Annotated in this window: 22 protein-coding genes; 17 read left to right on the top strand and 5 right to left on the bottom strand. The window is 62.3% G+C overall.

The window, feature by feature from the left end:
- The first annotated feature begins 202 nt into the window (after window positions 1-202).
- From ABHM97_RS17210 to ABHM97_RS17170, 9 genes are all read left to right on the top strand, one after another.
- Window positions 203-1,732: an extracellular solute-binding protein gene (locus ABHM97_RS17210; RefSeq protein WP_235517366.1), complete on the top strand. Its 1,530-nt coding sequence runs from the start codon at window positions 203-205 to the stop codon at window positions 1,730-1,732.
- Window positions 1,711-2,703 (top strand): ABC transporter permease, encoded by a 993-nt coding sequence (locus tag ABHM97_RS17205; protein WP_349471641.1) that lies wholly within the window; start codon window positions 1,711-1,713, stop codon window positions 2,701-2,703. The genes ABHM97_RS17210 and ABHM97_RS17205 overlap by 22 nt, the downstream gene beginning before the upstream one ends.
- Window positions 2,703-3,575, top strand: coding sequence for a carbohydrate ABC transporter permease (locus ABHM97_RS17200; RefSeq protein WP_349471640.1), 873 nt, complete (start codon window positions 2,703-2,705; stop codon window positions 3,573-3,575). The genes ABHM97_RS17205 and ABHM97_RS17200 overlap by 1 nt, the downstream gene beginning before the upstream one ends.
- 21 nt (window positions 3,576-3,596) lie before the next feature.
- Window positions 3,597-4,247 (top strand): rhamnogalacturonan acetylesterase, encoded by a 651-nt coding sequence (locus ABHM97_RS17195; RefSeq protein WP_349471639.1) that lies wholly within the window; start codon window positions 3,597-3,599, stop codon window positions 4,245-4,247.
- Window positions 4,244-4,957 (top strand): DUF1961 family protein, encoded by a 714-nt coding sequence (locus ABHM97_RS17190; RefSeq protein WP_235517362.1) that lies wholly within the window; start codon window positions 4,244-4,246, stop codon window positions 4,955-4,957. The genes ABHM97_RS17195 and ABHM97_RS17190 overlap by 4 nt, the downstream gene beginning before the upstream one ends.
- 14 nt (window positions 4,958-4,971) lie before the next feature.
- Window positions 4,972-5,979, top strand: a complete 1,008-nt coding sequence (locus tag ABHM97_RS17185; protein ID WP_349471638.1) for an acetylxylan esterase — start codon at window positions 4,972-4,974, stop codon at window positions 5,977-5,979.
- 219 nt (window positions 5,980-6,198) lie between these two features.
- Window positions 6,199-7,347 (top strand): 3-deoxy-7-phosphoheptulonate synthase, encoded by a 1,149-nt coding sequence (locus ABHM97_RS17180; protein ID WP_349471637.1) that lies wholly within the window; start codon window positions 6,199-6,201, stop codon window positions 7,345-7,347.
- A 139-nt stretch (window positions 7,348-7,486) separates the two neighbouring features.
- Window positions 7,487-7,699, top strand: a complete 213-nt coding sequence (locus tag ABHM97_RS17175) for a helix-turn-helix domain-containing protein (protein WP_211713427.1) — start codon at window positions 7,487-7,489, stop codon at window positions 7,697-7,699.
- Between the two features lie 163 nt (window positions 7,700-7,862).
- A complete protein-coding gene (locus ABHM97_RS17170) occupies window positions 7,863-7,961 on the top strand; it encodes a 30S ribosomal protein bS22 (RefSeq protein WP_003792170.1) in 99 nt (32 codons plus the stop codon).
- Between the two features lie 167 nt (window positions 7,962-8,128).
- Here ABHM97_RS17170 and ABHM97_RS17165 read toward each other — a convergent pair whose 3' ends face one another.
- The gene (locus ABHM97_RS17165) at window positions 8,129-8,671 is read right to left on the bottom strand and encodes an endonuclease domain-containing protein (RefSeq protein WP_349471636.1); all 543 of its coding nucleotides are present in this window, start codon (window positions 8,669-8,671) and stop codon (window positions 8,129-8,131) included.
- 599 nt (window positions 8,672-9,270) lie between these two features.
- Window positions 9,271-10,089, bottom strand: a complete 819-nt coding sequence (locus ABHM97_RS17160; RefSeq protein ID WP_349471635.1) for an HAD family hydrolase — start codon at window positions 10,087-10,089, stop codon at window positions 9,271-9,273.
- A 172-nt stretch (window positions 10,090-10,261) separates the two neighbouring features.
- Here ABHM97_RS17160 and ABHM97_RS17155 point away from each other — a divergent pair, with 172 nt between their 5' ends.
- Window positions 10,262-10,516 (top strand): glutaredoxin family protein, encoded by a 255-nt coding sequence (locus ABHM97_RS17155; protein WP_349471634.1) that lies wholly within the window; start codon window positions 10,262-10,264, stop codon window positions 10,514-10,516.
- A gap of 76 nt (window positions 10,517-10,592) precedes the next feature.
- Window positions 10,593-11,300, top strand: coding sequence for a redox-sensing transcriptional repressor Rex (locus ABHM97_RS17150; protein WP_235517356.1), 708 nt, complete (start codon window positions 10,593-10,595; stop codon window positions 11,298-11,300).
- Window positions 11,301-11,350: 50 nt separating this feature from the next.
- Here the strand turns inward: ABHM97_RS17150 and ABHM97_RS17145 are convergent, their stop codons facing one another.
- Window positions 11,351-12,136 carry a hypothetical protein gene (locus ABHM97_RS17145; protein ID WP_349471633.1) on the bottom strand — a complete coding sequence of 262 codons (786 nt, stop codon included), beginning with the start codon at window positions 12,134-12,136 and terminating at the stop codon, window positions 11,351-11,353.
- Window positions 12,137-12,266: 130 nt separating this feature from the next.
- On the opposite strand from ABHM97_RS17145, the gene ABHM97_RS17140 reads away from it, so the two are divergent.
- Complete coding sequence (locus ABHM97_RS17140; protein WP_349471632.1) at window positions 12,267-12,404, top strand: hypothetical protein; 138 nt, start codon at window positions 12,267-12,269, stop codon at window positions 12,402-12,404.
- On the opposite strand, the gene ABHM97_RS17135 is transcribed toward ABHM97_RS17140, so the two are convergent.
- On the bottom strand, window positions 12,388-13,086 hold the full coding sequence (locus ABHM97_RS17135; protein ID WP_349471631.1) for a hypothetical protein: 699 nt from the start codon (window positions 13,084-13,086) through the stop codon (window positions 12,388-12,390). The genes ABHM97_RS17140 and ABHM97_RS17135 overlap by 17 nt on opposite strands.
- A 250-nt stretch (window positions 13,087-13,336) precedes the next feature.
- Window positions 13,337-13,888, bottom strand: coding sequence for a YceI family protein (locus ABHM97_RS17130; RefSeq protein WP_235518626.1), 552 nt, complete (start codon window positions 13,886-13,888; stop codon window positions 13,337-13,339).
- 207 nt (window positions 13,889-14,095) lie between these two features.
- Here ABHM97_RS17130 and ABHM97_RS17125 point away from each other — a divergent pair, with 207 nt between their 5' ends.
- Genes ABHM97_RS17125 through ccsB form a run of 5 tightly spaced genes read left to right on the top strand, consistent with a single transcriptional unit; the run spans window position 14,096 to window position 18,920 of the window.
- Entirely contained in the window at window positions 14,096-14,761 is a 666-nt protein-coding gene (locus tag ABHM97_RS17125) for a histidine phosphatase family protein (RefSeq protein ID WP_349471630.1), read from the top strand.
- A gap of 5 nt (window positions 14,762-14,766) precedes the next feature.
- Window positions 14,767-15,372: a TlpA family protein disulfide reductase gene (locus ABHM97_RS17120; protein WP_349471629.1), complete on the top strand. Its 606-nt coding sequence runs from the start codon at window positions 14,767-14,769 to the stop codon at window positions 15,370-15,372.
- A gap of 4 nt (window positions 15,373-15,376) precedes the next feature.
- The gene (locus ABHM97_RS17115) at window positions 15,377-16,132 is read left to right on the top strand and encodes a cytochrome c biogenesis CcdA family protein (RefSeq protein ID WP_211713418.1); all 756 of its coding nucleotides are present in this window, start codon (window positions 15,377-15,379) and stop codon (window positions 16,130-16,132) included.
- Window positions 16,132-17,853 (top strand): cytochrome c biogenesis protein ResB, encoded by a 1,722-nt coding sequence (gene resB / locus ABHM97_RS17110; protein WP_235517351.1) that lies wholly within the window; start codon window positions 16,132-16,134, stop codon window positions 17,851-17,853. The genes ABHM97_RS17115 and resB overlap by 1 nt, the downstream gene beginning before the upstream one ends.
- Complete coding sequence (ccsB, locus tag ABHM97_RS17105) at window positions 17,853-18,920, top strand: c-type cytochrome biogenesis protein CcsB (RefSeq protein ID WP_349471628.1); 1,068 nt, start codon at window positions 17,853-17,855, stop codon at window positions 18,918-18,920. The genes resB and ccsB overlap by 1 nt, the downstream gene beginning before the upstream one ends.
- Window positions 18,921-19,095: the final 175 nt, after the last annotated feature.

Here is a 19,095-nt window from a genome sequence, read left to right as displayed (position 1 = left end):
GGCGCGGCCCGGACCAGGCGGGAATCAGGTCCTCCACCGCCCCCTGGATGTCCAGGGGCATGCGGAGCTTGTTCGGAACGCCTCTGGCGAGAGCGCTAATGAAACGTATCAAGGCATGAACGGCGAGCACCTGTGGACCATCAAAAGGTTTCCGGGAACGTCGTCGGACCATAACAACCCCGAAGAAGTGAGCAGTAGGAAAATGATCCGTAGAAAACACACGCTGGCCGCCGCCGTCGTCGTATCCGCTGCCTTGGCGCTGACCGCCTGCGGTGGCGAAGCGCCGGCGTCGGACCTTTCATCCGTCAAGATCATGGCACCGTTCCTGGAGGCGCAACCGCCAACAGCCGACGGCGCCGTCCAGAAAAAGCTCGAGGAGCTGACGGGCAAAGACGTCAACATCACGTGGACGCCCAACGCATCCTACGAAGACAAGATGAACATCACGCTGGCGTCCTCCGACATCCCGCATGTGCTGGTGGTCCAAGGCAAGACGCCCGGCTTCGTGAAGAACGCCGAAGCCGGAGCATTCTGGGACCTGACAGACAAACTCAAGGACTACCCGAACCTCAAAACCACCTTCCCGGAGGTCCAGCAAAACGCCAGCGTCAACGGCAAGGTCTACGGCGTCTACCGCGGCCGCAACCCGATCCGTGCTGCCGTGATGTTCCGCCAGGACTGGCTGGACAAACTCGGCCTCAAGGCACCAGAAACCACAGAGGACCTCTACAAAGTAGCCAAGGCGTTCACCGAGCAGGACCCGGACGGCAACGGCCAGAACGACACCTACGGAATCACCATCCCCAAGTGGGGCGGGCTGGGCACCAACAGCCCCTACGACCTCGTCGAAACCTGGTATGGAGCAGGAAACCGCTGGGCCGAACGCGACGGAAAGCTCGTTCCCAGCTTTGAAACCGACGAATTCCTCGAGGCCAACCGTTTCATCAAGAAAATGGTGGACGAGAAGTTGATCAACCCCGATTTCGCCACCTTCGACAGCACCAAGTGGAACGAGCCGTTCTTCAACGGCAAGGGTGGAATCATCATCGACGTCGATTCCCGGGCGAGCGTGCTGATCAACCTGTTCAAGCAGGCCAACCCCAACGACTTCCAAAACAAGGTGGGCTTCGTGGGCAGCCTTAAGGGCCCCGACGGCGAACTGCACGCCCACCCCACCGATGGCTACTCCGGTTTCCTGGCCATCCCCAAGTCCAGCGTCAAAACCGAGGCAGACCTGAAGAACGTCCTGACCTTCCTGGACAAGCTGAACAGCAAAGAAGCAGCCGTCCTGATCAACAACGGGATCGAGGGCGTGAACTTCAACGTCGTGGACGGCCTGGCCGCCACCATCAAGCCTGAAACTCCTGAGGGCAAGGCCGTCAATACCGACATCAAGAGCTTCGCCCAGCTCGGAACCAACGTCACCGGCAACAACTTCTACCCCGTCAAGCAGGCCTCCGAGTACGAGCAGAAGGTGTTCGATGACCGTGTTGCCGTCATGGCCAAGGACCTCAAGAGCGCCGTCTACAACCCGGCAGCGGCGTTCGTGTCGCCCACCTATGTTGCCAAGGGTGCCCAACTGGACAACATCGTGGCCGATGCCCGAATCAAGTACTTGGCCGGCCAGACCGACGAACAGGGCCTGAAGGACGCCATCAAGCTGTGGAACACCAGCGGCGGTGACAAGGTCAAGGAAGAAATCAACAAGCTGTGGCAGGACAACAAGAAGTGACCGCGCCGGTTGTTGAAGCCAAGGCCCCGGAGCGGGTGGCCGCCAAGCCGCCCGCCCCGCGGCGGCGGCGTGGGTTCGCCGTCCACTTTGCGCACTACAAGTGGCTCTACCTGCTCCTGCTTCCGGGTGTCCTGTACTTTGCGGTATTCCGGTACGGACCCATGTATGGCGTGTCCATTGCCTTCAAGGACTACGTGCCGTTCCTGGGCGTCAATGGCAGCCCGTGGGTGGGTGTCACGAACTTCACGGATTTCTTCGCGAACCCCGATTTCCCGCGGCTGCTCGGAAACACCCTGATCCTTGCGTTCCTGAACCTGGGGATCGCGTTTCCCCTGACCATCATCCTGGCACTGCTGCTCAACGAGGTCCGACTGTCAGTGCTCAAGCGCACTGTCCAGACACTCGTGTACATCCCGCACTTCCTGTCGTGGACCATCGTGGCGTCCTTGAGCTTCCTGCTCTTTGCCCTGGACATCGGCCCGCTGTTCCAGTTCGTGAACGGGCTCTTCGGGACCAATGTGGATATCCTGTCCGATCCCAACTGGTTCCGGCCACTGATCGTGCTCCAGGAGATCTGGAAGAACACCGGCTGGGGAACCATCATCTTCCTGGCGGCGCTGGCCACGGTGGACCAGGACCAGTACGAGGCGGCCATCATCGACGGCGCAGGCAGGTTCCGGCGCGTCTGGCACATCACCCTGCCTGGCATCCGGTCCACCATCATCGTGATGCTGATCCTGGCCATCGGGCAGATGCTCAATACCGGCTTTGAGCAGATCTACCTCATGACCAACGCCCTCAACCGCAGCGTGGCCGACGTCTTCGATACCTACGTCTACTTCGTGGGCATCACCCAGGGCGCCTACAGCTACAGCACCGCCGTCGGACTCTTCAAATCCCTGGTGGGCATCGTGCTGATCTTCGGCACCAACTGGCTGTCCAAGCGGTTCAACCAGAGCGGACTGTTCTAATGAAGATTCACAACACCCGAGGCGGCCGGGTTTTCGACGCCGCCAACTACGTTTTCCTCAGCCTGGTCGGCATCATCACGCTGCTGCCGTTCATCTACGTGTTGGCCGGCTCCTTCGCCAACGAAGCCGAAATCACCCGGCGTGCGTTCTTCGTCTGGCCCGAACAGTTCACCCTCTCGGCTTACGAGTACATCTTCTCCACCCCGGCGTTCACCAAGGCACTGGTCACCACAGTGCTGGTAACCCTTGTGGGTACCTTGATCCAGTTGATCCTGACCGTCACCATGGCCTACCCGCTGGCGAAGAAGAACCTGCGCGGCCGGAAGCTGATCATGTCCCTGGTGGTCTTCGCCATGGTGTTCTCCGGCGGCATGATTCCCACGTTCCTGCTGGTCAAGGACCTGGGCCTGCTGAACACCTACTGGGCCCTGATCCTGCCAGCGGCCATCAACCCGTTCAGCCTGATCATCATCAAGAACTTCTTCCAGGAACTCCCGGATGAGTTGGAAGAGTCGGCAAAGATGGACGGCGCCACGGAAATCGGGATCCTCTGGCGGATTCTGTTGCCGCTGTCCAAACCGGTGCTGGCCACGTTCGCCCTCTTCTACGCGGTGGGAATCTGGAACGACTTCATGTCCCCACTGCTCTACCTGAGCGACAACAACATGTGGACGCTGCAGATGTACCTCCGCCAGGTCACCGCAGCGTCCGACCTTCTTGGCACCGGCAACGTGGACCCGAGCTACATACCGCCCGAGCAAGGCATAAAGTTCGCCGTGATCGTAGTGGCTACCCTTCCCATCCTGATCTTCTACCCCTTCCTGCAAAAGCACTTCGCCAAGGGCATGCTGATCGGCTCGGTCAAGGGCTGAGGCGCATTGAAAGGTACAACCATGAAAATCCTCCTCGCGGGTGACTCCACCGTGGCCGCCTGCCCCAGTTACGAATACCCGATGAGCGGCTGGGGCGCCCACCTCGCCCCCGAAACCTACTGGTGGGGTGCCGTCCACAATTTCGCCAAGGGCGGCGCCACCACGGAGTCGTTCCGTGAGGAGGGGCTCTGGACCCAGCTGCTTCACCAGACGGTGGCAGGCGACGTGGTGCTCATCCAGTTCGGGCACAACGACCAGAAGCGTGAACACCTCGCGGCGCGGACGGGCTACTCCGACAACCTTCGCCGCATGGTGGCCGAGGTCCGCGCCAAGGGTGGCGTGCCCATCCTGTGCACGTCGGTGGAGCGTCGGCACTTCCTCGCCGGCGCCCTGCAGGCCACCCTCGGTGAGTATCCCGCCGTCGTGCGTGAACTCGGAAGCGAGCTTGGGCTCGATGTCATCGACCTCAATCAGTGGACCCGGACACTGTACGAAGAGCTTGGGGAGGAGAAGTCCAAGGAGCTGTTCTTCCACTTTGCCCCCGGCGCGCATGCGCACTGGGCCGGCGGCCTGGAGGACAACACGCACTTCCACCAGAAGGGGGCCACAATGATTGCCGGATACGTGGCGGAACAGCTGGAAACCCTCGGCTTTGTTGGGGCGCGCGCTTGATCTACTCCAACCCCTTGCGGGGACCTGCTGACGTTCGGACCTGGATCGCGGAGGGGCCGGTCCAGTTCCAAGCGTACGACGACGGCGGGCCGGCTTCCCGCGGCGACGGCACCAGCGCGCTGGTCCTCTCGGGCGCCCTTGACGCTGAAGTACACGGCGACCACGCCCATTGGACCCTGTGGTGCCCGGAAGAAATCCCGGATTCCGTCCGGATCGCGTGGGAGTTCCGGCCGCTGGAGGAACCCGGCCTGGCCATGGTGTTTTTCGCGGCCAGGGGGCACGGCGGCGAGGACCTGTTCTCCACGGCCCTTGCTCCACGGACCGGCTATTACCCGCAATACCACTCGGGGGATATCGACGCCCTCCACGTTTCCTACTTCCGGCACAAGCACGCCTCGGAGCGAGCTTTCCGCACCTGCAATCTCCGCAAAAGTGCGGGGTTTGAACTCGTGGCCCAAGGCGCCGACCCGCTTCCTCCGGCCGAGGATGCCGACGGTTTCTACCAGCTGGAAGTGCTCAAGGACGGGCCACGTGTGGCCTTTTCGATCAATGGCCTGCCGTTGTTCGACTGGGTTGACCCCGGCCCGGAGCCGCTGGGCGGCGGCTACTTTGGGATCCGCCAGATGGCTCCGCTCAAAGCCGCGTACCGCAACCTCACCATCAGCCCGCTCCAGCCGCTACGCCCTGTGACGGCGCACACTAACCTATGACGTAGGATCTCCTCATGCCTCTTTTTGACCTGCCCCTCGAACAGCTTCGCGACTACACCTCCACAGCTGTGGCGCCGGCTGACCTTGACGCTTTCTGGGACCGCACTATCACCGAAGCGAGGACCCTGCCGCTGGACGCGGTGTTCGAGCCTGTGGACAACTACCTCACGGTGATCGACACCTTCGATGTCACCTTCTCCGGCTTCGGGGGAGACCGCATCAAGGGCTGGCTCCACGTGCCGGCGGATCGTGAACACGGTGCTCAACTCCCGGTAGTGGTGGAGTACATCGGCTATTCAGGCGGCCGTGGACTGGCCAACCAGAACACGCGCTGGGCGCAGGCAGGCTACGCACACTTCATCATGGACACCCGCGGCCAGGGCTATGGCGGTGTCTCCGGCGATACCCCGGATCCACATCCCTCGGCGGGCGGGGTCAACTATGCCGGCCTCATGACCCGGGGCGCCGACCATCCGGACAACTACTACTTCCGACGTGTCTACGTGGACGCCTTCCGGGCGGTGGAAGCGGCACAGGACCATCCCGCCGTCGACCCCTCCAAAGTAGTCCTGACCGGCGTGAGCCAAGGCGGCGGCATCACCGTCGCTACCGCCGGCCTTGTGGCCGGACGGCTCGACGGCGTTATTGCCGCGCTGCCCGACGTCCCGTTCCTGCAGGACTTCCCGCGTGCCATCGACATCACCCCGCGGGGGCCCTATCCCGAAATCGCCTCGTTCCTCGGCCGGCACCGCGACCGCTACGACGCCATGCTCGCAGTGCTCAACTACTTCGACGGCGTCCACCTGGGCCGGGCGGCCACCGTCCCGGCGCTCTTTTCCGCCGCCCAGATGGACGATATTTGCCCGCCCTCTACGGTGTTCGCGAGCTACAACAACTACGGTCTGGATGCTGGGGCGCCGGAGAAGGACATAGAGGTCTACCGCTTCAACAACCACGAAGGCGGCCAGGAACACCACTGGGTCAGGCAGCTGCAGTACCTCCGCAAGCTGTTGTCCTCATAGTGGACAAAATTTGCCGGGTTTGACTGGGCATGGTTATGGTGTGGCTATGACAAACCGTTGGTATGCGTATTTTTCGTTGGCTCTGGAGGGGCCCGCGTCTAACTGACACGCATCCAACTTTCCTTCAGAGCCAACAGGGCAGAGATCATTCTCTGCCCTTCGCCATATCCGGCGGGTTCTGAAAAGGGGCCCGCTCCGTATCCCGGACAGGACCCAGACATGACCAGCATCGCCGCAGAATCCGCAGAATCGCTTTCAGCCCCCGACACCGCTGACGCCGCGCAGCCCTCAACCTCCAACTTGCGGGTAGCGCGCTTCGAGCCGCTGCCGGCTCCCCAGGACCTCATCGCTGAGTTGCCGCTGGACGCCCGCTCAGCTGCCGTCGTCGACCGTGGGCGTGACCAGGTCCGCGCCATTATGGACGGCGTGGACGATCGCCTGCTGGTCATTGTGGGTCCGTGCTCCATCCATGATCCCAAGGCTGGGCTTGAATACGCCCGCCGTTTGGTCAGCCAGGCCGAGAAGCACAAGGAAGACCTGCTGATCGTCATGCGGACCTACTTCGAGAAGCCGCGCACCACCGTGGGCTGGAAGGGCCTCATCAACGATCCCCACCTGGACGGCAGCCACGACATCGCTGCAGGACTGCGCGCCGCCCGCGGCTTCCTCAAGCAGGTCACCGCGCTCGGGTTGCCCACGGCTACCGAGTTCCTTGAGCCCATCAGCCCGCAGTACATGGCCGACCTCGTTTCCTGGGGTGCAATCGGTGCGCGCACCACCGAAAGCCAGATCCACCGCCAGTTGGCGTCCGGCCTGTCCATGCCCATTGGCTTCAAGAACGGGACCGACGGCGACCTCCAGGTAGCCATCGACGCGTGCGGTGCATCTGCCGCTGAGCAGGCTTTCCTGGGAATCGACGACGACGGCCGCGCGGCTTTGGTGGCTACGTCCGGTAACCCCGATACCCACGTGATCCTGCGCGGTGGACGCAAGGGCCCCAACTACTCTGCCGACGACGTCGCAGCGGCCTCGGCCAAGCTCGCCGCCAAGGGACTCAACCCGCGCCTCATCGTGGACGCTTCACACGCCAACAGCGGCAAGAGCCACCACCGGCAGGCTGAGGTTGCACTCGAAATCGGTGCGCAGCTGGAAACCGGGTCTTCTTCGCCTGTTGCAGGTGTGATGCTGGAGAGCTTCCTTGTCGGTGGGGCGCAGAACCTGGATACGGCCAAGCAGTTGGCCGGAGAGCAGGAACTCGTCTACGGCCAGAGTGTCACCGACGCCTGCATGGAGTGGGACGTTACTGCCTCGGTGTTGGAGCAGCTCGCAGCCTCGGCCCGGAAGCGCCGGGTGGCATCGGGGGAGTAGGGTCCCACTTTCCGGAAATGCTTTCACATTGGCCCCATCAGCCTCTAGAGTATCTAGCACATGGTTGTTGGATGGCTCAGCATCGGCACACCGTTCTACTGGGGGTGTCCTACTGTCTGAGAGCAAAGGAATATGGGAAATGTCCGCGGAGACTAACTTCTCGAATGCGCGTTTCATGACGGTGGCTGAAGTGGCCGACGTCTTGCGTGTTTCCAAAATGACCGTGTATCGCCTGGTTCACTCGGGGGAAATGCCCGCCGTCAGGTTCGGCCGTTCGTTCCGGGTTCCGGAAGAGGCCGTATCCCAGTACCTCAAGGGTGCTGTCGTGGACGGGCAATCCGAGACCGCCTGAGCCTGCCGCAGTCCACCTCACGGACCGTGGTCACGGGGTGCCTCTTTGAAGCGGTACTCTGTTAAGGAACGTTTTACGTCAATGTAAGAATCTGTCAGTTGTACTGTCTGCTTCCGCGGATCCGTTCCAACAGACAGGACCTTCTAGTTTGTAAGGAACTTTCGTGGGTTCAGTTATTAAGAAGCGCCGCAAGCGTATGGCCAAGAAGAAGCACCGCAAGCTGCTTCGCAAGACCCGCCACCAGCGCCGCAATAAGAAGTAGAGATACTTCACCAAGCGTGAATGCCCGTTGCCTTTCGAGGTGGCGGGCATTTTTGCACCCCCGACGCTCTCTCACGTCCCGCCTGTTTCCCCCAGACGCTCTCTCACGTCCCGCCTGTTTCCTGCGGACGCTCTCTCACGTCCCGCCTGTTTCCCCCAGACGCTCTCTCACGCGTGGGGCCGCGCGAAGCCCGCCTGGACCGATGGGTCTACCCAGCCGTTTCTTAGAGCCCTTTTGATCTGACGGGTGGCATTCGCGAAGTTGTCCGCGAGGTCCGACTTACCGAAGATGAGCACCGTCCACCCCGCTGCCTCGAATGCCTTGTCCCTTCGCCGATCACTGAGGATCTGTTCCTGCGCAAGGTGATGACCGCCGTCGTACTGGATAGCGACCCGACGCTCGCGGTAGCCGAGGTCGGCTGAAGGCGAGAAAGGATCGTTGACGTAGAGCCGCACCTGTAGTTCCGGGTCGGGAAGCCCAGCATCGAACATAGCCAGACGGAGCGCAGTCTCCGGCGCCGAGTCGGCACCGACACGCATCAGGTCCAGTGCTTCCCTCGCACGGACAACGCCCTGCAGGTTCTTGTGGCGATCCACCATGGTGCGTAGTTCGTGGATGGTCGTGAACGGCGCGTCCCTTTGCTCAAATTCGGGCCTGGGGACGCGAATGAGTTCGTCGCCAACACTGACCAGTTCATTCAGCGGAAGCATTCGGGCCAAGTCCAACCAGGTCCTGGAACGTGTACTGATCCACATGCCGTGATTGAGCTCTACTTCACCCTCCGAGACCACAACCGTGGCCGGTGACACCTTTTCGCCGCACCGCAGGCAGACTCCGCGGCTTGCTCAGATGCAGCTCATTGGAATCTGACAGCCAAGGTGGGAGTGAAAATCCGTGGATCTTGGCGGCAGTGACATGTGAGATCCAAGCGCCAGGGCTCGCAGCCGAGAGCGAGCGAGCAGCCGATTCCAGATCAAAGGCCCAGTCCTGCGGCCGGTATATGCCCTTGCTTACAGCCTCGATACTGACGCGTTTCCAGAGCTGCGGATGGGCGAGGCCGGCCGCTTTGGCCTCCGAAAGTGTAAACGGGGCGGATGCCAGCTCGGAGGGCACGGGTATGGGAATCTGCATACCGGCATTCTGACCCAGATCCCGCTGGAGCTGCAGAAGTTATCCACAGGGACGGGGCCACGTCCTGGGGATGTGAGCGAGGGTTGGTTTGAAGGGGGTGGGATGTGAGCGAGGGTTGGTTTGAAGGGGGTGGGATGTGAGCGAGGGTTGGCCTGAAGGGGGGGGATGTGAGAGAGGATCAGATGCGGGGGCCGCGGAACCTGGAGAAGCCCCGCCACAAGCCGTAAATCGCGCCGCCCACGGTAGCTGCTTTGAGCCCCAACGTTGCAGCCCGGCGGCCGGAGCGGAAGTCGTAGACGGGCCAATTGTTGTCGCGCGCGTGCCGGCGCAGCTTCGCGTCGGGGTTAATGACGACGGGGTGCCCCACCATGGTCAGCAGCGGGATGTCGTTGGCAGAATCGCTGTAGGCCCAGCAGTGATCCAGATCCAAGCCCTCGCGGTCGGCGACCAGTTGGACCGCGACTGCCTTAGCGGGTCCGTGCAGGATGTCGCCCACGAGCTTCCCCGTGTACATGCCGTCGTGCACTTCACCGACAGTCCCCAGCGCACCGGTCAAGCCCAGCCGGGTTGAGATAACGGTGGCAACCTCGATCGGGGTTGCCGTCACCAGCCACACTTTGCGTCCCACTCTGAGGTGCTGTTCAGCCAGAGCCTTGGTTCCCGGCCAGATCCGCGACTCGATCATCTCGTCGTAGACCTCTTCGCCCAAGGCTTTGATGTCATCAACGGTGATGCCTGCCGCAAGAGTGAGTGCGGAATCCCTTACAGCATGAACATCTTCCATGTTCTCGCCGCGCATCACGAACTTGAACTGCTTCCAAGCAAAACCAGCAGCCTGCGGCAAGGTGAACGCCTTGCGTTCATACATCTTTCGGGCCACATGGAAGAGGCTGGCGCCCTTCATCAACGTGTTGTCGACGTCGAAGAAAGCAGCTTCGCCGGTGTGCTTCTGCGCTTTGGCAGCTGCGGCGACCACGGCGTTCTTCTCCTCGGGCATGACTTGAGTCTAGTCAATGGCTGCTGCACCTCGCTTGTGGCGCACTGGCACACGCTCCGATGGGGGTGGGTTGTGAGTGAGGGTTGGGTTGATGGGGGTGGGATGTGAGTGAGGGTTGGGTTGAAGGGGGTGGGATGTGAGTGAGGGTTGGCGGGGAGGTTACCGTTATCCCATGGCTACTCCCGACGTCGTCCTCCTCACCAAAGCTGACTGCCACCTCTGCACGGAGGCGCGTGCCGCCGTCGAGCGTGTCACCGCAAGCCTCGGCCTGGAGTGGAAAGAACAGAGTATCGACCGCGATCCGCAGTTGCGGGAGCGCTTTGCGGAGGAGATTCCCGTGGTCCTTGTTGACGGCGTGCAGCGGGATTTCTGGAAGATCGACGAGGAGCGGCTGACCCGTACCTTGAAGAAAGCCCTGGCGGGCTGAGGGTGCGGTTACCCGTAAGTAATCGCTTTGGTTGAGCCCGCCCGGGGGTCATAGAGTGGAACAACAAAGCGACGCAATGGAGAATACCGTGACTGCGCTGGAACCGTCCGCGGAAGCAACTTCCGAGGACAACGAACCTGCCGCCAAGCAGATCCCACCCGCGGCTGTGGCCCGGATGACTCTCTATTTGCGTGCGCTCAACTCTTTGCTGGCAGAAGGCGTGGAGCGGGTTTCATCCGAAGCCCTCGCCGAAGCCTCCGGCGTGAGTTCCTCCACTCTCCGCAAAGACCTCTCCTACGTCGGCTCGTATGGCACCCGCGGCGTGGGCTACGAGGTCCAATACTTGAGCCGTCACATCGCCGCGGCCTTGGGCTTGACCCATGACTGGAAGGTCGCGATCGTCGGTGCCGGTAACCTCGGCAAGGCGTTGGCCCGGTACGGCGGCTTCGAGTCCAGGGGTTTCGACGTTGTCGCTATCTTTGACGCCGACCCCATGGTGATCGGCAACGAGGTGGGCTGGCTGCGGGTCAGCGACTCAGCCGAGTTGGAGCGGGTGCTGGAGCGTACGCACACGAACATGGTGGTGCTCGCGTTGCCGGCCACTGTGGCGCAGGCAGTCTGCGACCGCGTGATCGCCGCTGGAATCCGAAGCATCCTCAGTTTCGCTCCGGTGTTGCTGCAGGTCCCGCCGCACGTCAACCTCCGCAAGGTGGACATGGCCACGGAGCTTCAAATCCTGGCTTACCACGCACAACGGGCGCAGACACCGGGCCAGGCCGTTTAGCCTTCGCCGGGGCTACGCCCGTTGGGTTGCCTTATGACAGGCCCGCCGGTTTAGCGGCCGTACGGAGTCTGGTACGGGTTGCCGAACGGCTGGGGCTTCCGGAAATACGGAGCCGACGCCGGCAGGTACAGCATGACGATTGCTGCAACACCCAGCAGGATCACCACGAGCTGCAGCACGCCGTAGGTGGGGCCGAACTGGAAGAGGCTGGTCAGGCCGAGGACTGAGATGGCGGCGAAGACCGTGCCCAGGATCCTTGCCCAGTTCTTGCCCTTGCGGACGTTGAAGCCCACCAGCGCGTAAAGACCAAGGGAAATGATCGCGCCAACGATGGCGCTCACGGAGATGACCCCCCGCATGCCTTCCATGGAGCCTGCGGGAAGGTCGGTGCCTTGCTGCGCAGCCTGCTGGTTCATGGCGTTGATGAAGGCGTCAGCACCGGTGGTGGCAAGGAGCAGCGAGCTGATAGCTGAGAGGACGCCGGCTGCGATGATCATCCAGAAGGCGTAGTTGACCATCGGCGGAACCGTAGTGGGGCCGGGCTGCTGGCTCGGCCAGTTGGTGTCCTGGCCATACTGGGGCGCGGACGGGGCTTGGCCGTACGGGGAGGCCTGCTGGCCATACTGGGGCGACTGCTGCCCATACTGCGGCGCGGCGGGCGGCGACTGCTGCCCATACTGCGGCGCCTGCTGCCCGTACTGCGGCGCCTGCTGCCCGTACTGCGGCGCGGCGGGCGGGGACTGCTGGCCGTACTGAGGTGCGGTCGGCTGCGAGCCGGCCTGCTCGGGCTGGTTGGCGTCACCCGGGTTCGACGGCGGGTAGGGAGGGTTGCTCATGGCATTCCTTTGCTTGTTCGACTGCTGGTTCGGCCGCCGGGATCAGCAAAATGACCCTGCCCCCAGCGTGGTTCTGGTTACACCGTACATCCCGGGTCTGACGCTATAGCCAAACACACGCAGGAATTCCATGGCTACGGCAAAAATCATCATGTGGGCTTACGCCTTCATGATGAAGGCCGCGGGAATCCGGAGGGATTGCACCGCGGCCTTCACGTCGGTAAAGCCCGACGACGGAACCAGCGTGGACGCTAGACCTGGCCCTTGACTGCCTTGAACCAGAGCTGCGAGTTGGGCAGCCACATCAAGACGACGGCGACTGCGCTGACCAGGAAACCGAACCAGTTACCGCCCAGGCCCATGCCGGAACCTCCACCGTTGGCCGCCCCGAAGATGGCGAGCAACAGTGAAACGGCGGCCACGATGGTCAAGGCGAGCCGCGCCCATTCCTTGCCTTCCTTCATCTTCATGGCAAGGATTACTTGGGCGGCTGCAACAGCGAGGGCCAACAGGAGCAGGACCAGGGCGATCGCGGCGAACGCCGGAGCAAAAGCGAAAGCTGCGATGACGGCGAAGAATCCGATGAGCCCAAACAGCAGGCCCAGAAGTCCGGAGATAACCCAGATGAAGTAGGAAACCTTCAACTCCGTGGGAAGGCCCTGCGTCTTGAACATTCCCGAGAAGCCGCCCTGCGGCATGACGTCGTTGAAGTTGCGTGGGCCGTCGGTGGGCATTTCGAAGTGGAACCCGGGCTGGGCTGGTCCGGGCTGCCCCGGGCCAGGTTGGGACGCTCCGGGCTGGGAGTATTGCCCCGGTTGCGATGGGGGCTGATAGCCCTGGGGTGGTTGGTAGCCCTGCGGTGGCTGGTAACCCGCAGGAGGAACATTGCCGGGCTGCGGAGGCTGTGAGCCGGGCTGCTGAGGCTGTGGTGCTTCGTCTGGGGTACTCATGGCATCACTTTAGACCGGTGGTTGAAGGATGCATAGGAAATTCGGAGCCAACTCGCAGCTAATCAGGGGGTATCTGCCGAATAATTGGCGGGTGATCTTCGAGACAGCCAAACGGCGCCCCCACAGCGTGATGCTGAGGAGGCGCCGTTGTGGGGGTCCCGCTATGAATCCCGCCCTTGAAAGTCACACCCGGCGTTGTGCCGTGGGGATTACGGACAAGGGAAGGATCCGTGCAGGGTCCAGGCTGGACTTAGGCGGCAGCCGGTGCGATGAACGCGAGTTCCAGGTTGATGACTACCTTGTCGCTGACCAGGACGCCACCGGCTTCGAGGACTGCGTTCCAGGTGAGGCCGAATTCCTTGCGGCTGATGGTGGTTTCGCCGGAAACGCCTGCGCGGGTGTTGCCGAACGGATCGACGGCCACACCGTTGAACTCGGTCTCGATGGAAACTTCCTTGGTCACGCCCTTGATTGTGAGATCTCCCACGAGGTCGAAGCTGTTTCCGTTGGCCTTGACGTGGCGGGAAACGAACGTGATTTCCGGGAACTTCTCGACATCGAAGAAGTCTTCGCCCTTGACGTGGCCATCGCGGTTGACGTCGCCGGAGTCGAAGCTGGCGGTCTGGATGGTTGCGGAGACCTTGGAGTCAGCCAGGGTTTCGCCAACCTCCAAGGTGGCCGAGGCGTCCTTGAACTGGCCGCGGACCTTGCTGATGCCTGCGTGGCGGACGGTGAAGCCGATTTCGCTGTGCGAAGCGTCGAGGGTCCAGGTGCCGGTGGTGACGGAAGCGGGAAGGGTCATCATGGTGTTGCTCCTATGGGTAGTGGAAGGTACTGCGTGCTTGCCCGGCTGAACTCATTGCTTGAAGCGTCAACCGAGCTTCGTGTCTAGTATAAACATGCATATGCATCTTTTATTCCAACTCCACGGAACATTTCTGTAAAACTTTGAGTTCTACTAGCGGTAGAAGATTTCGGATCGCCCCGCTTCTTTGAGAAACTGGTAAACATGCCCCAAGCAACTGTCCACCTCCTTCGCCATGGCGAGGTCCACAATCCCGACGGCGTCCTGTACGGTCGCCTGCCGGAATTCCACCTCTCCGAACGCGGCCGTGAGATGGCCCGCATGCTGGCCGAGCACTTCTCGGCGCAGGTTGCCCAAGGCGCCAAGATCGTACACTTGGCGGCCTCTCCGCTGACCCGCGCGCAGGAAACGGCGCTGCCCACGGCTGAGGCACTGGGACTTGAGATCCACACAGAACCCCGGATCATCGAGGCAGAGAACCACTTCCAGGGACTGCACCCCACCAAGAGCGAGTTCCTCAAGCCGAAGCACTGGTTCTACTTCCGCAATCCACTGCGGCCGTCCTGGGGTGAGCCCTACAAGGAGCAGGCTGCCCGTGTCCTGGCTGCAGTTGAGGATGCCCGCGTCGAAGCCATCGAGTTGGGAGGCGACGGCGCCGAGGCCATCCTGGTGAGCCACCAACTCCCCATCTGGTCCACCCGTTTGACGGCGGAAGGCCGCCGGCTGGCGCACGACCCCCGCAAGCGTGAATGCACCCTCACCTCCCTGACTTCCCTCACCCTGGACCAGGACGGCAAGATCGTCCGGGTCGAATACAGCGAGCCTGCCGCAGCGTTGCTCCCCGGCGCCGCAAGCACCCCCGGAGCCTAAGGACCATGGACAAGAATCTTTCACGCCGAGGAGTACTGACTGCAGGGGGTGTCCTGCTGGCTGGACTCACCATGGGCCTTTCAGCGTGCGCCCAAAAGGACTCCCTGGCAGAACAGGCCCGGAAGGGCGATAACAAGAACTACGTAGCAGGCGACGGCTCCGTGACCGAGTTCGCCAAAGCTGACCGCTCGGCTCCCGTGGCACTCAGAGGCACACTGTTCACCGGCGCGGAAGTAAAGCCCGAGGACCTGTTGGGCAAGGTCACGGTCCTGAACTTCTGGTTTGCCGCCTGCGCTCCCTGCCGCATCGAAGCTCCGCAGCTTGAAGCCCTGCACCAGGAATTCAAGGACCAGGGCGTCCAGTTCTTCGGCGTGAACCTGCGCGACGAACAGCCAACGGCTGAGGCATTCGACAAGACGTTCAACCTCACTTACCCGAGCTTCAACGACAAGGACGGGGCAGTGCTGCTCTCCGTGTCGGGAATCGTCCCACCAGGAGCGGTGCCCACAACCCTGGTCCTGGACAAGGAGGGCAAGGTTGCCTCCCGCGTGCTTGGCGAAATTGAAAAGAGCACCCTGAAAGCCCTCATCACCTCCGCAGTGGCCGAGTAGAACCGTGAACAGTCCCTTCGCCGAGACCATCCTCAACGGATCCCTGCTGCTGGCTGTGCCCGTGGCATTGCTCGCCGGGCTGGTCTCCTTCCTCTCGCCATGCGTGCTGCCCCTGGTGCCCGGGTACCTTGGCTACGTCACTGGACTGACCGGCGTCGACCTGCAAAAGCAGCGGCGTGGCCGCATGCTGGCCGGAATCGGCCTGTTCGTCCTTGGCTTCTCGGTGATTTTCGTCCTGCTCGGCGGTGCCTTCGGCCAGTTGGGTACCCTCCTGACCGGTCCGCAGAACGCCTGGATCACCCAGGTGCTTGGCCTCCTGGTGATTGTCATGGGCGTGGTGTTCATGGGCGGTTTCGGCTGGCTCCAGCGTGACGCGAAAATCCACGCCAAACCGCCGGCGGGCCTGTGGGGTGCACCTCTGCTGGGGCTCACGTTCGGCCTTGGCTGGGCACCCTGCATCGGCCCGACCTACTCCGCGGTACAGTTGCTGAGCCTGTCCGGCGGTTCGTCGGCGGCCAAGGGTGCACTCCTTGCCTTCATCTACAGCCTTGGCCTGGGCATTCCGTTCCTCCTGATCGCTTTGGCCGTTCGCCGCGGTATGGGCGTCATGTCCTTCTTCCGCAAGCACCGCCTGGCTATCCAGCGGATCGGCGGAGGCATCCTGATTTTGCTCGGCATCCTGATGGCCACCGGAGTGTGGGGGACCTGGGTGACCGAGTTGCAGTACTGGTTCCAAAACGACGTGAAGTTGCCGATCTGATGAGTGAGTCCGTGAAAGCCAAGAAGAAGTCGCCCTCCGCTGAAAGCGCCACCGCAGAAGGCGCAGCAGGCGAAGGCAAACTCCAGCAGGCAAAGTCCGAGGCCGCGCTTCCCGCGCTTGGCTTCAAGGGCATGCTGCGTTGGGCGTGGACGCAGCTCACCAGCATGCGGACGGCACTTTTCCTGTTGCTCATGCTCGCAGTGGGGGCCGTGCCCGGGTCCTTGTTCCCGCAACGGCCGGCCAACCCTGCCGTGGTCACCCAATACATCAAGGACAACCCGTCCTACGGCCAGTTCCTGGATGCGTTGCAGCTTTACGACGTGTACTCGTCTGCCTGGTTCTCTGCGATCTACATCCTGCTGTTCATCTCGCTGATCGGCTGTGTCACTCCGCGCGCGATCGCCCACTACAAGGCCATGAAGTCGCAGCCCCCGCGCACTCCCAAGCGCCTTTCCCGCCTGCCGGAGTACGGCACCCTCGCATTGCCCGCCGACGCCGGGATCCCGGCGTCGAAGGCCATCAACGATGCCGCTGGACTGCTCAAGAAACGCGGCTACCGCGTCGAGGTCAGGAACGCCGACGGCGACCTTCCGTCACTGGGTGCCGAGCGCGGCTTCCTGAAGGAGGTGGGCAACCTGGTGTTCCACACGTCCCTGATCGGGGTGTTGGTGTCCGTGGCAATTGGCGGCCTCTTCGGCTACAGCGGCCAGCGCATCCTGGTGGAGGGCGATACGTTCGTGAACACCCTGGTGGGCTACGACCAATTCACGCCCGGCACGAACTTCCAGAGCAGTTCCCTGCAGCCTTACTCCATGCAGCTGGACAAGTTCAATGCAAAGTTCGACCGCGAATCACCGGGCAAGGCCGGCCAGCCCATCGACTACACCGCCGAAGTCACCACCAAGGAAACCCCTGATTCGCCGGCCAAGAAGGAAACCCTGAAGGTCAACGATCCCGTTTCCCTGGGCGGAACCAGCCTGTACCTCACGGGAAACGGCTACGCACCCATGGTGACCGTCCGTGACGGCGAGGGCAACGTGTCCTTCCAAGGCCCGGTCATCGCCAAGGTCCAAGGCGACAACTACTACTCCTCCGTGGTCATCAAGGTGCCGGATGCCAAGCCTGAACAGCTCGGATTCGTGGGCTTCTTCCTCCCCACGGCGTTGGTCACCAGTGACGGGATCTCCTTCAGCGGGGCCCCCGAACTGGTCAACCCGCAGCTGAGCCTCAACTCGTTCTACGGTGACCTTGGCCTGGACAAGGGCGTGCCCCAGAACGTGTTTGAACTGGATGTCGAGAAGCTCAAGCCGTTGAACAGCCGCAACCTCGCGGCAGGCGGCATCACCCTGACTCCCGGAGCAACCGTCAACCTGCCCGAAGGCAAGGGCAGCATCACGTTCGACGGCGTCAAAAAGTACATTGGCGTGGATATCCACCACAACCCCGGCCAGTTGTATGCCCTGATCTTCGGCCTCCTGGCAGTCGCAGGGCTCATGACGTCCCTGTACGTCAACCGACGCCGCGTCTGGGTACGCACCGGAACCCACGCCGACGGCCGCACCATGGTGGAATACGGTCTCCTTGCCCGCGGTGAAGACCACAGGTTGGCCGGCGAGGCCGCGGCCCTCCGTGAACTCTTTGCCCGGGAATGGAACCTCCCGGAAACGCCTCAGGCACCCCCCACAACAGCAGTCTCTTCCTCAACCTCGAAGGACCAGTAATGCCAGCCATCAACGAAACCCTGGGCCAGTACAGCGAACTGTTCATGCTGTTGGCCGCCGGCACGTACACCGTGGCGTTCATTGCCTTCGCTTGGGACCTGGCGAAAAGCAGCAAGACGTTCCAGGCCGTGGACCTCAAGGCGGCGGCCAGCTCGGCTGGCGAAAAGGTGACGGTTGCAGCTGGTCGCGTAGGTGCAGCCCTGGGCGGTGCCGACGCCGGTGGGCCGGCAGGCCGCGCCGAGCGGCCGACGTCGAGCCTCACCTTTGAGGGCGGAACCGCGGCTGGCGACATGAAGTACGCCGCTGAACGGCGCGTACCCGCGCGCATTGCCGTGGCGCTGACGGTCCTGGGTGTGCTGATCCACGCCGCTGGCGTTATCACCCGCGCACTGGGCGCCGGGCGGGTGCCGTGGGGCAACATGTATGAGTTCCTCACCACGGGTGCTTTCGTGGCTGTCGCCGTCTTCCTTGTTACTTTGATCCGCCGCGACCTGCGGTTCCTGGGCACCTTCGTCCTTGGCCTGGCCATCATCATGCTGGTTGCCGCTTCCGTTTCATTCTGGACCCCGGTGGGCCACCTGGTTCCGGCCCTGCAGAGCTACTGGCTGATCATCCACGTCTCCATCGCGGTCCTGTCCTCGGCACTGTTCACCCTGACTTTCGCCATGTCCGTGCTGCAGTTGCTTCAGTCCTACAGGCAGAAGAACCTCGCAGCCGGTCGCAAGGACAACCTCTCGTTCATGCGGGTGGTGCCCAACGCGCTGAGCCTTGAGAACCTTTCCTACCGCATCAACGCCATTGCCTTCATCGGCTGGACCTTCACCTTGATGTTCGGTGCCATCTGGGCCGAGAAGGCCTGGGGCAGGTTCTGGGGCTGGGACCCGAAGGAAGTCTGGACGTTCGTGATTTGGGTTGTCTACGCAGGCTACTTGCACGCACGTGCCACCCGTGGCTGGACCGGAACCCGCGCTGCGTGGTTGTCGATCGTGGGTTACGGGTGTGTCATTATCAACTTCACGCTCGTCAACACTGTTTTCCAGGGCCTGCATTCCTACTCGGGGCTTTAGGCCCATTTCCTGCCTGAGCAGGAAAGATGCCCAGGATGGTCGGTGTCGGCCCTCGAAATCAACAAATCGCTGTAGCAACTGAGCCTTTTGCACATGCTTAGCAGGTGCTAACTTGTTCAGGACCCGCTTGTGATGAAGACCGCAGCGCGGTGCCATGTGAACTTTCGAGGTAGCT

This window comes from Paenarthrobacter sp. CAP02 (assembly GCF_040137855.1).
In the GTDB taxonomy this organism is placed as follows: domain Bacteria; phylum Actinomycetota; class Actinomycetes; order Actinomycetales; family Micrococcaceae; genus Arthrobacter.
Note: the sequence above shows the minus strand (reverse complement) of the source record. Positions and strands in the feature narration are given on the sequence as shown.

What these genes read in the sequence shown, in the direction of transcription:
- ABHM97_RS17210 (WP_235517366.1), top strand. Translation starts at nt 203, where the DNA reads ATGATCCGTAGAAAACACACGCTGGCCGCCGCCGTCGTCGTATCCGCT.
- ABHM97_RS17200 (WP_349471640.1), top strand. Translation starts at nt 2,703, where the DNA reads ATGAAGATTCACAACACCCGAGGCGGCCGGGTTTTCGACGCCGCCAAC.
- ABHM97_RS17195 (WP_349471639.1), top strand. Translation starts at nt 3,597, where the DNA reads ATGAAAATCCTCCTCGCGGGTGACTCCACCGTGGCCGCCTGCCCCAGT.
- ABHM97_RS17185 (WP_349471638.1), top strand. Translation starts at nt 4,972, where the DNA reads ATGCCTCTTTTTGACCTGCCCCTCGAACAGCTTCGCGACTACACCTCC.
- ABHM97_RS17180 (WP_349471637.1), top strand. Translation starts at nt 6,199, where the DNA reads ATGACCAGCATCGCCGCAGAATCCGCAGAATCGCTTTCAGCCCCCGAC.
- ABHM97_RS17175 (WP_211713427.1), top strand. Translation starts at nt 7,487, where the DNA reads ATGTCCGCGGAGACTAACTTCTCGAATGCGCGTTTCATGACGGTGGCT.
- ABHM97_RS17165 (WP_349471636.1), bottom strand. Translation starts at nt 8,671, where the DNA reads ATGCTTCCGCTGAATGAACTGGTCAGTGTTGGCGACGAACTCATTCGC.
- ABHM97_RS17160 (WP_349471635.1), bottom strand. Translation starts at nt 10,089, where the DNA reads ATGCCCGAGGAGAAGAACGCCGTGGTCGCCGCAGCTGCCAAAGCGCAG.
- ABHM97_RS17155 (WP_349471634.1), top strand. Translation starts at nt 10,262, where the DNA reads ATGGCTACTCCCGACGTCGTCCTCCTCACCAAAGCTGACTGCCACCTC.
- ABHM97_RS17150 (WP_235517356.1), top strand. Translation starts at nt 10,593, where the DNA reads ATGGAGAATACCGTGACTGCGCTGGAACCGTCCGCGGAAGCAACTTCC.
- ABHM97_RS17145 (WP_349471633.1), bottom strand. Translation starts at nt 12,136, where the DNA reads ATGAGCAACCCTCCCTACCCGCCGTCGAACCCGGGTGACGCCAACCAG.
- ABHM97_RS17140 (WP_349471632.1), top strand. Translation starts at nt 12,267, where the DNA reads ATGGCTACGGCAAAAATCATCATGTGGGCTTACGCCTTCATGATGAAG.
- ABHM97_RS17135 (WP_349471631.1), bottom strand. Translation starts at nt 13,086, where the DNA reads ATGAGTACCCCAGACGAAGCACCACAGCCTCAGCAGCCCGGCTCACAG.
- ABHM97_RS17130 (WP_235518626.1), bottom strand. Translation starts at nt 13,888, where the DNA reads ATGACCCTTCCCGCTTCCGTCACCACCGGCACCTGGACCCTCGACGCT.
- ABHM97_RS17125 (WP_349471630.1), top strand. Translation starts at nt 14,096, where the DNA reads ATGCCCCAAGCAACTGTCCACCTCCTTCGCCATGGCGAGGTCCACAAT.
- ABHM97_RS17120 (WP_349471629.1), top strand. Translation starts at nt 14,767, where the DNA reads ATGGACAAGAATCTTTCACGCCGAGGAGTACTGACTGCAGGGGGTGTC.
- resB (WP_235517351.1), top strand. Translation starts at nt 16,132, where the DNA reads ATGAGTGAGTCCGTGAAAGCCAAGAAGAAGTCGCCCTCCGCTGAAAGC.
- ccsB (WP_349471628.1), top strand. Translation starts at nt 17,853, where the DNA reads ATGCCAGCCATCAACGAAACCCTGGGCCAGTACAGCGAACTGTTCATG.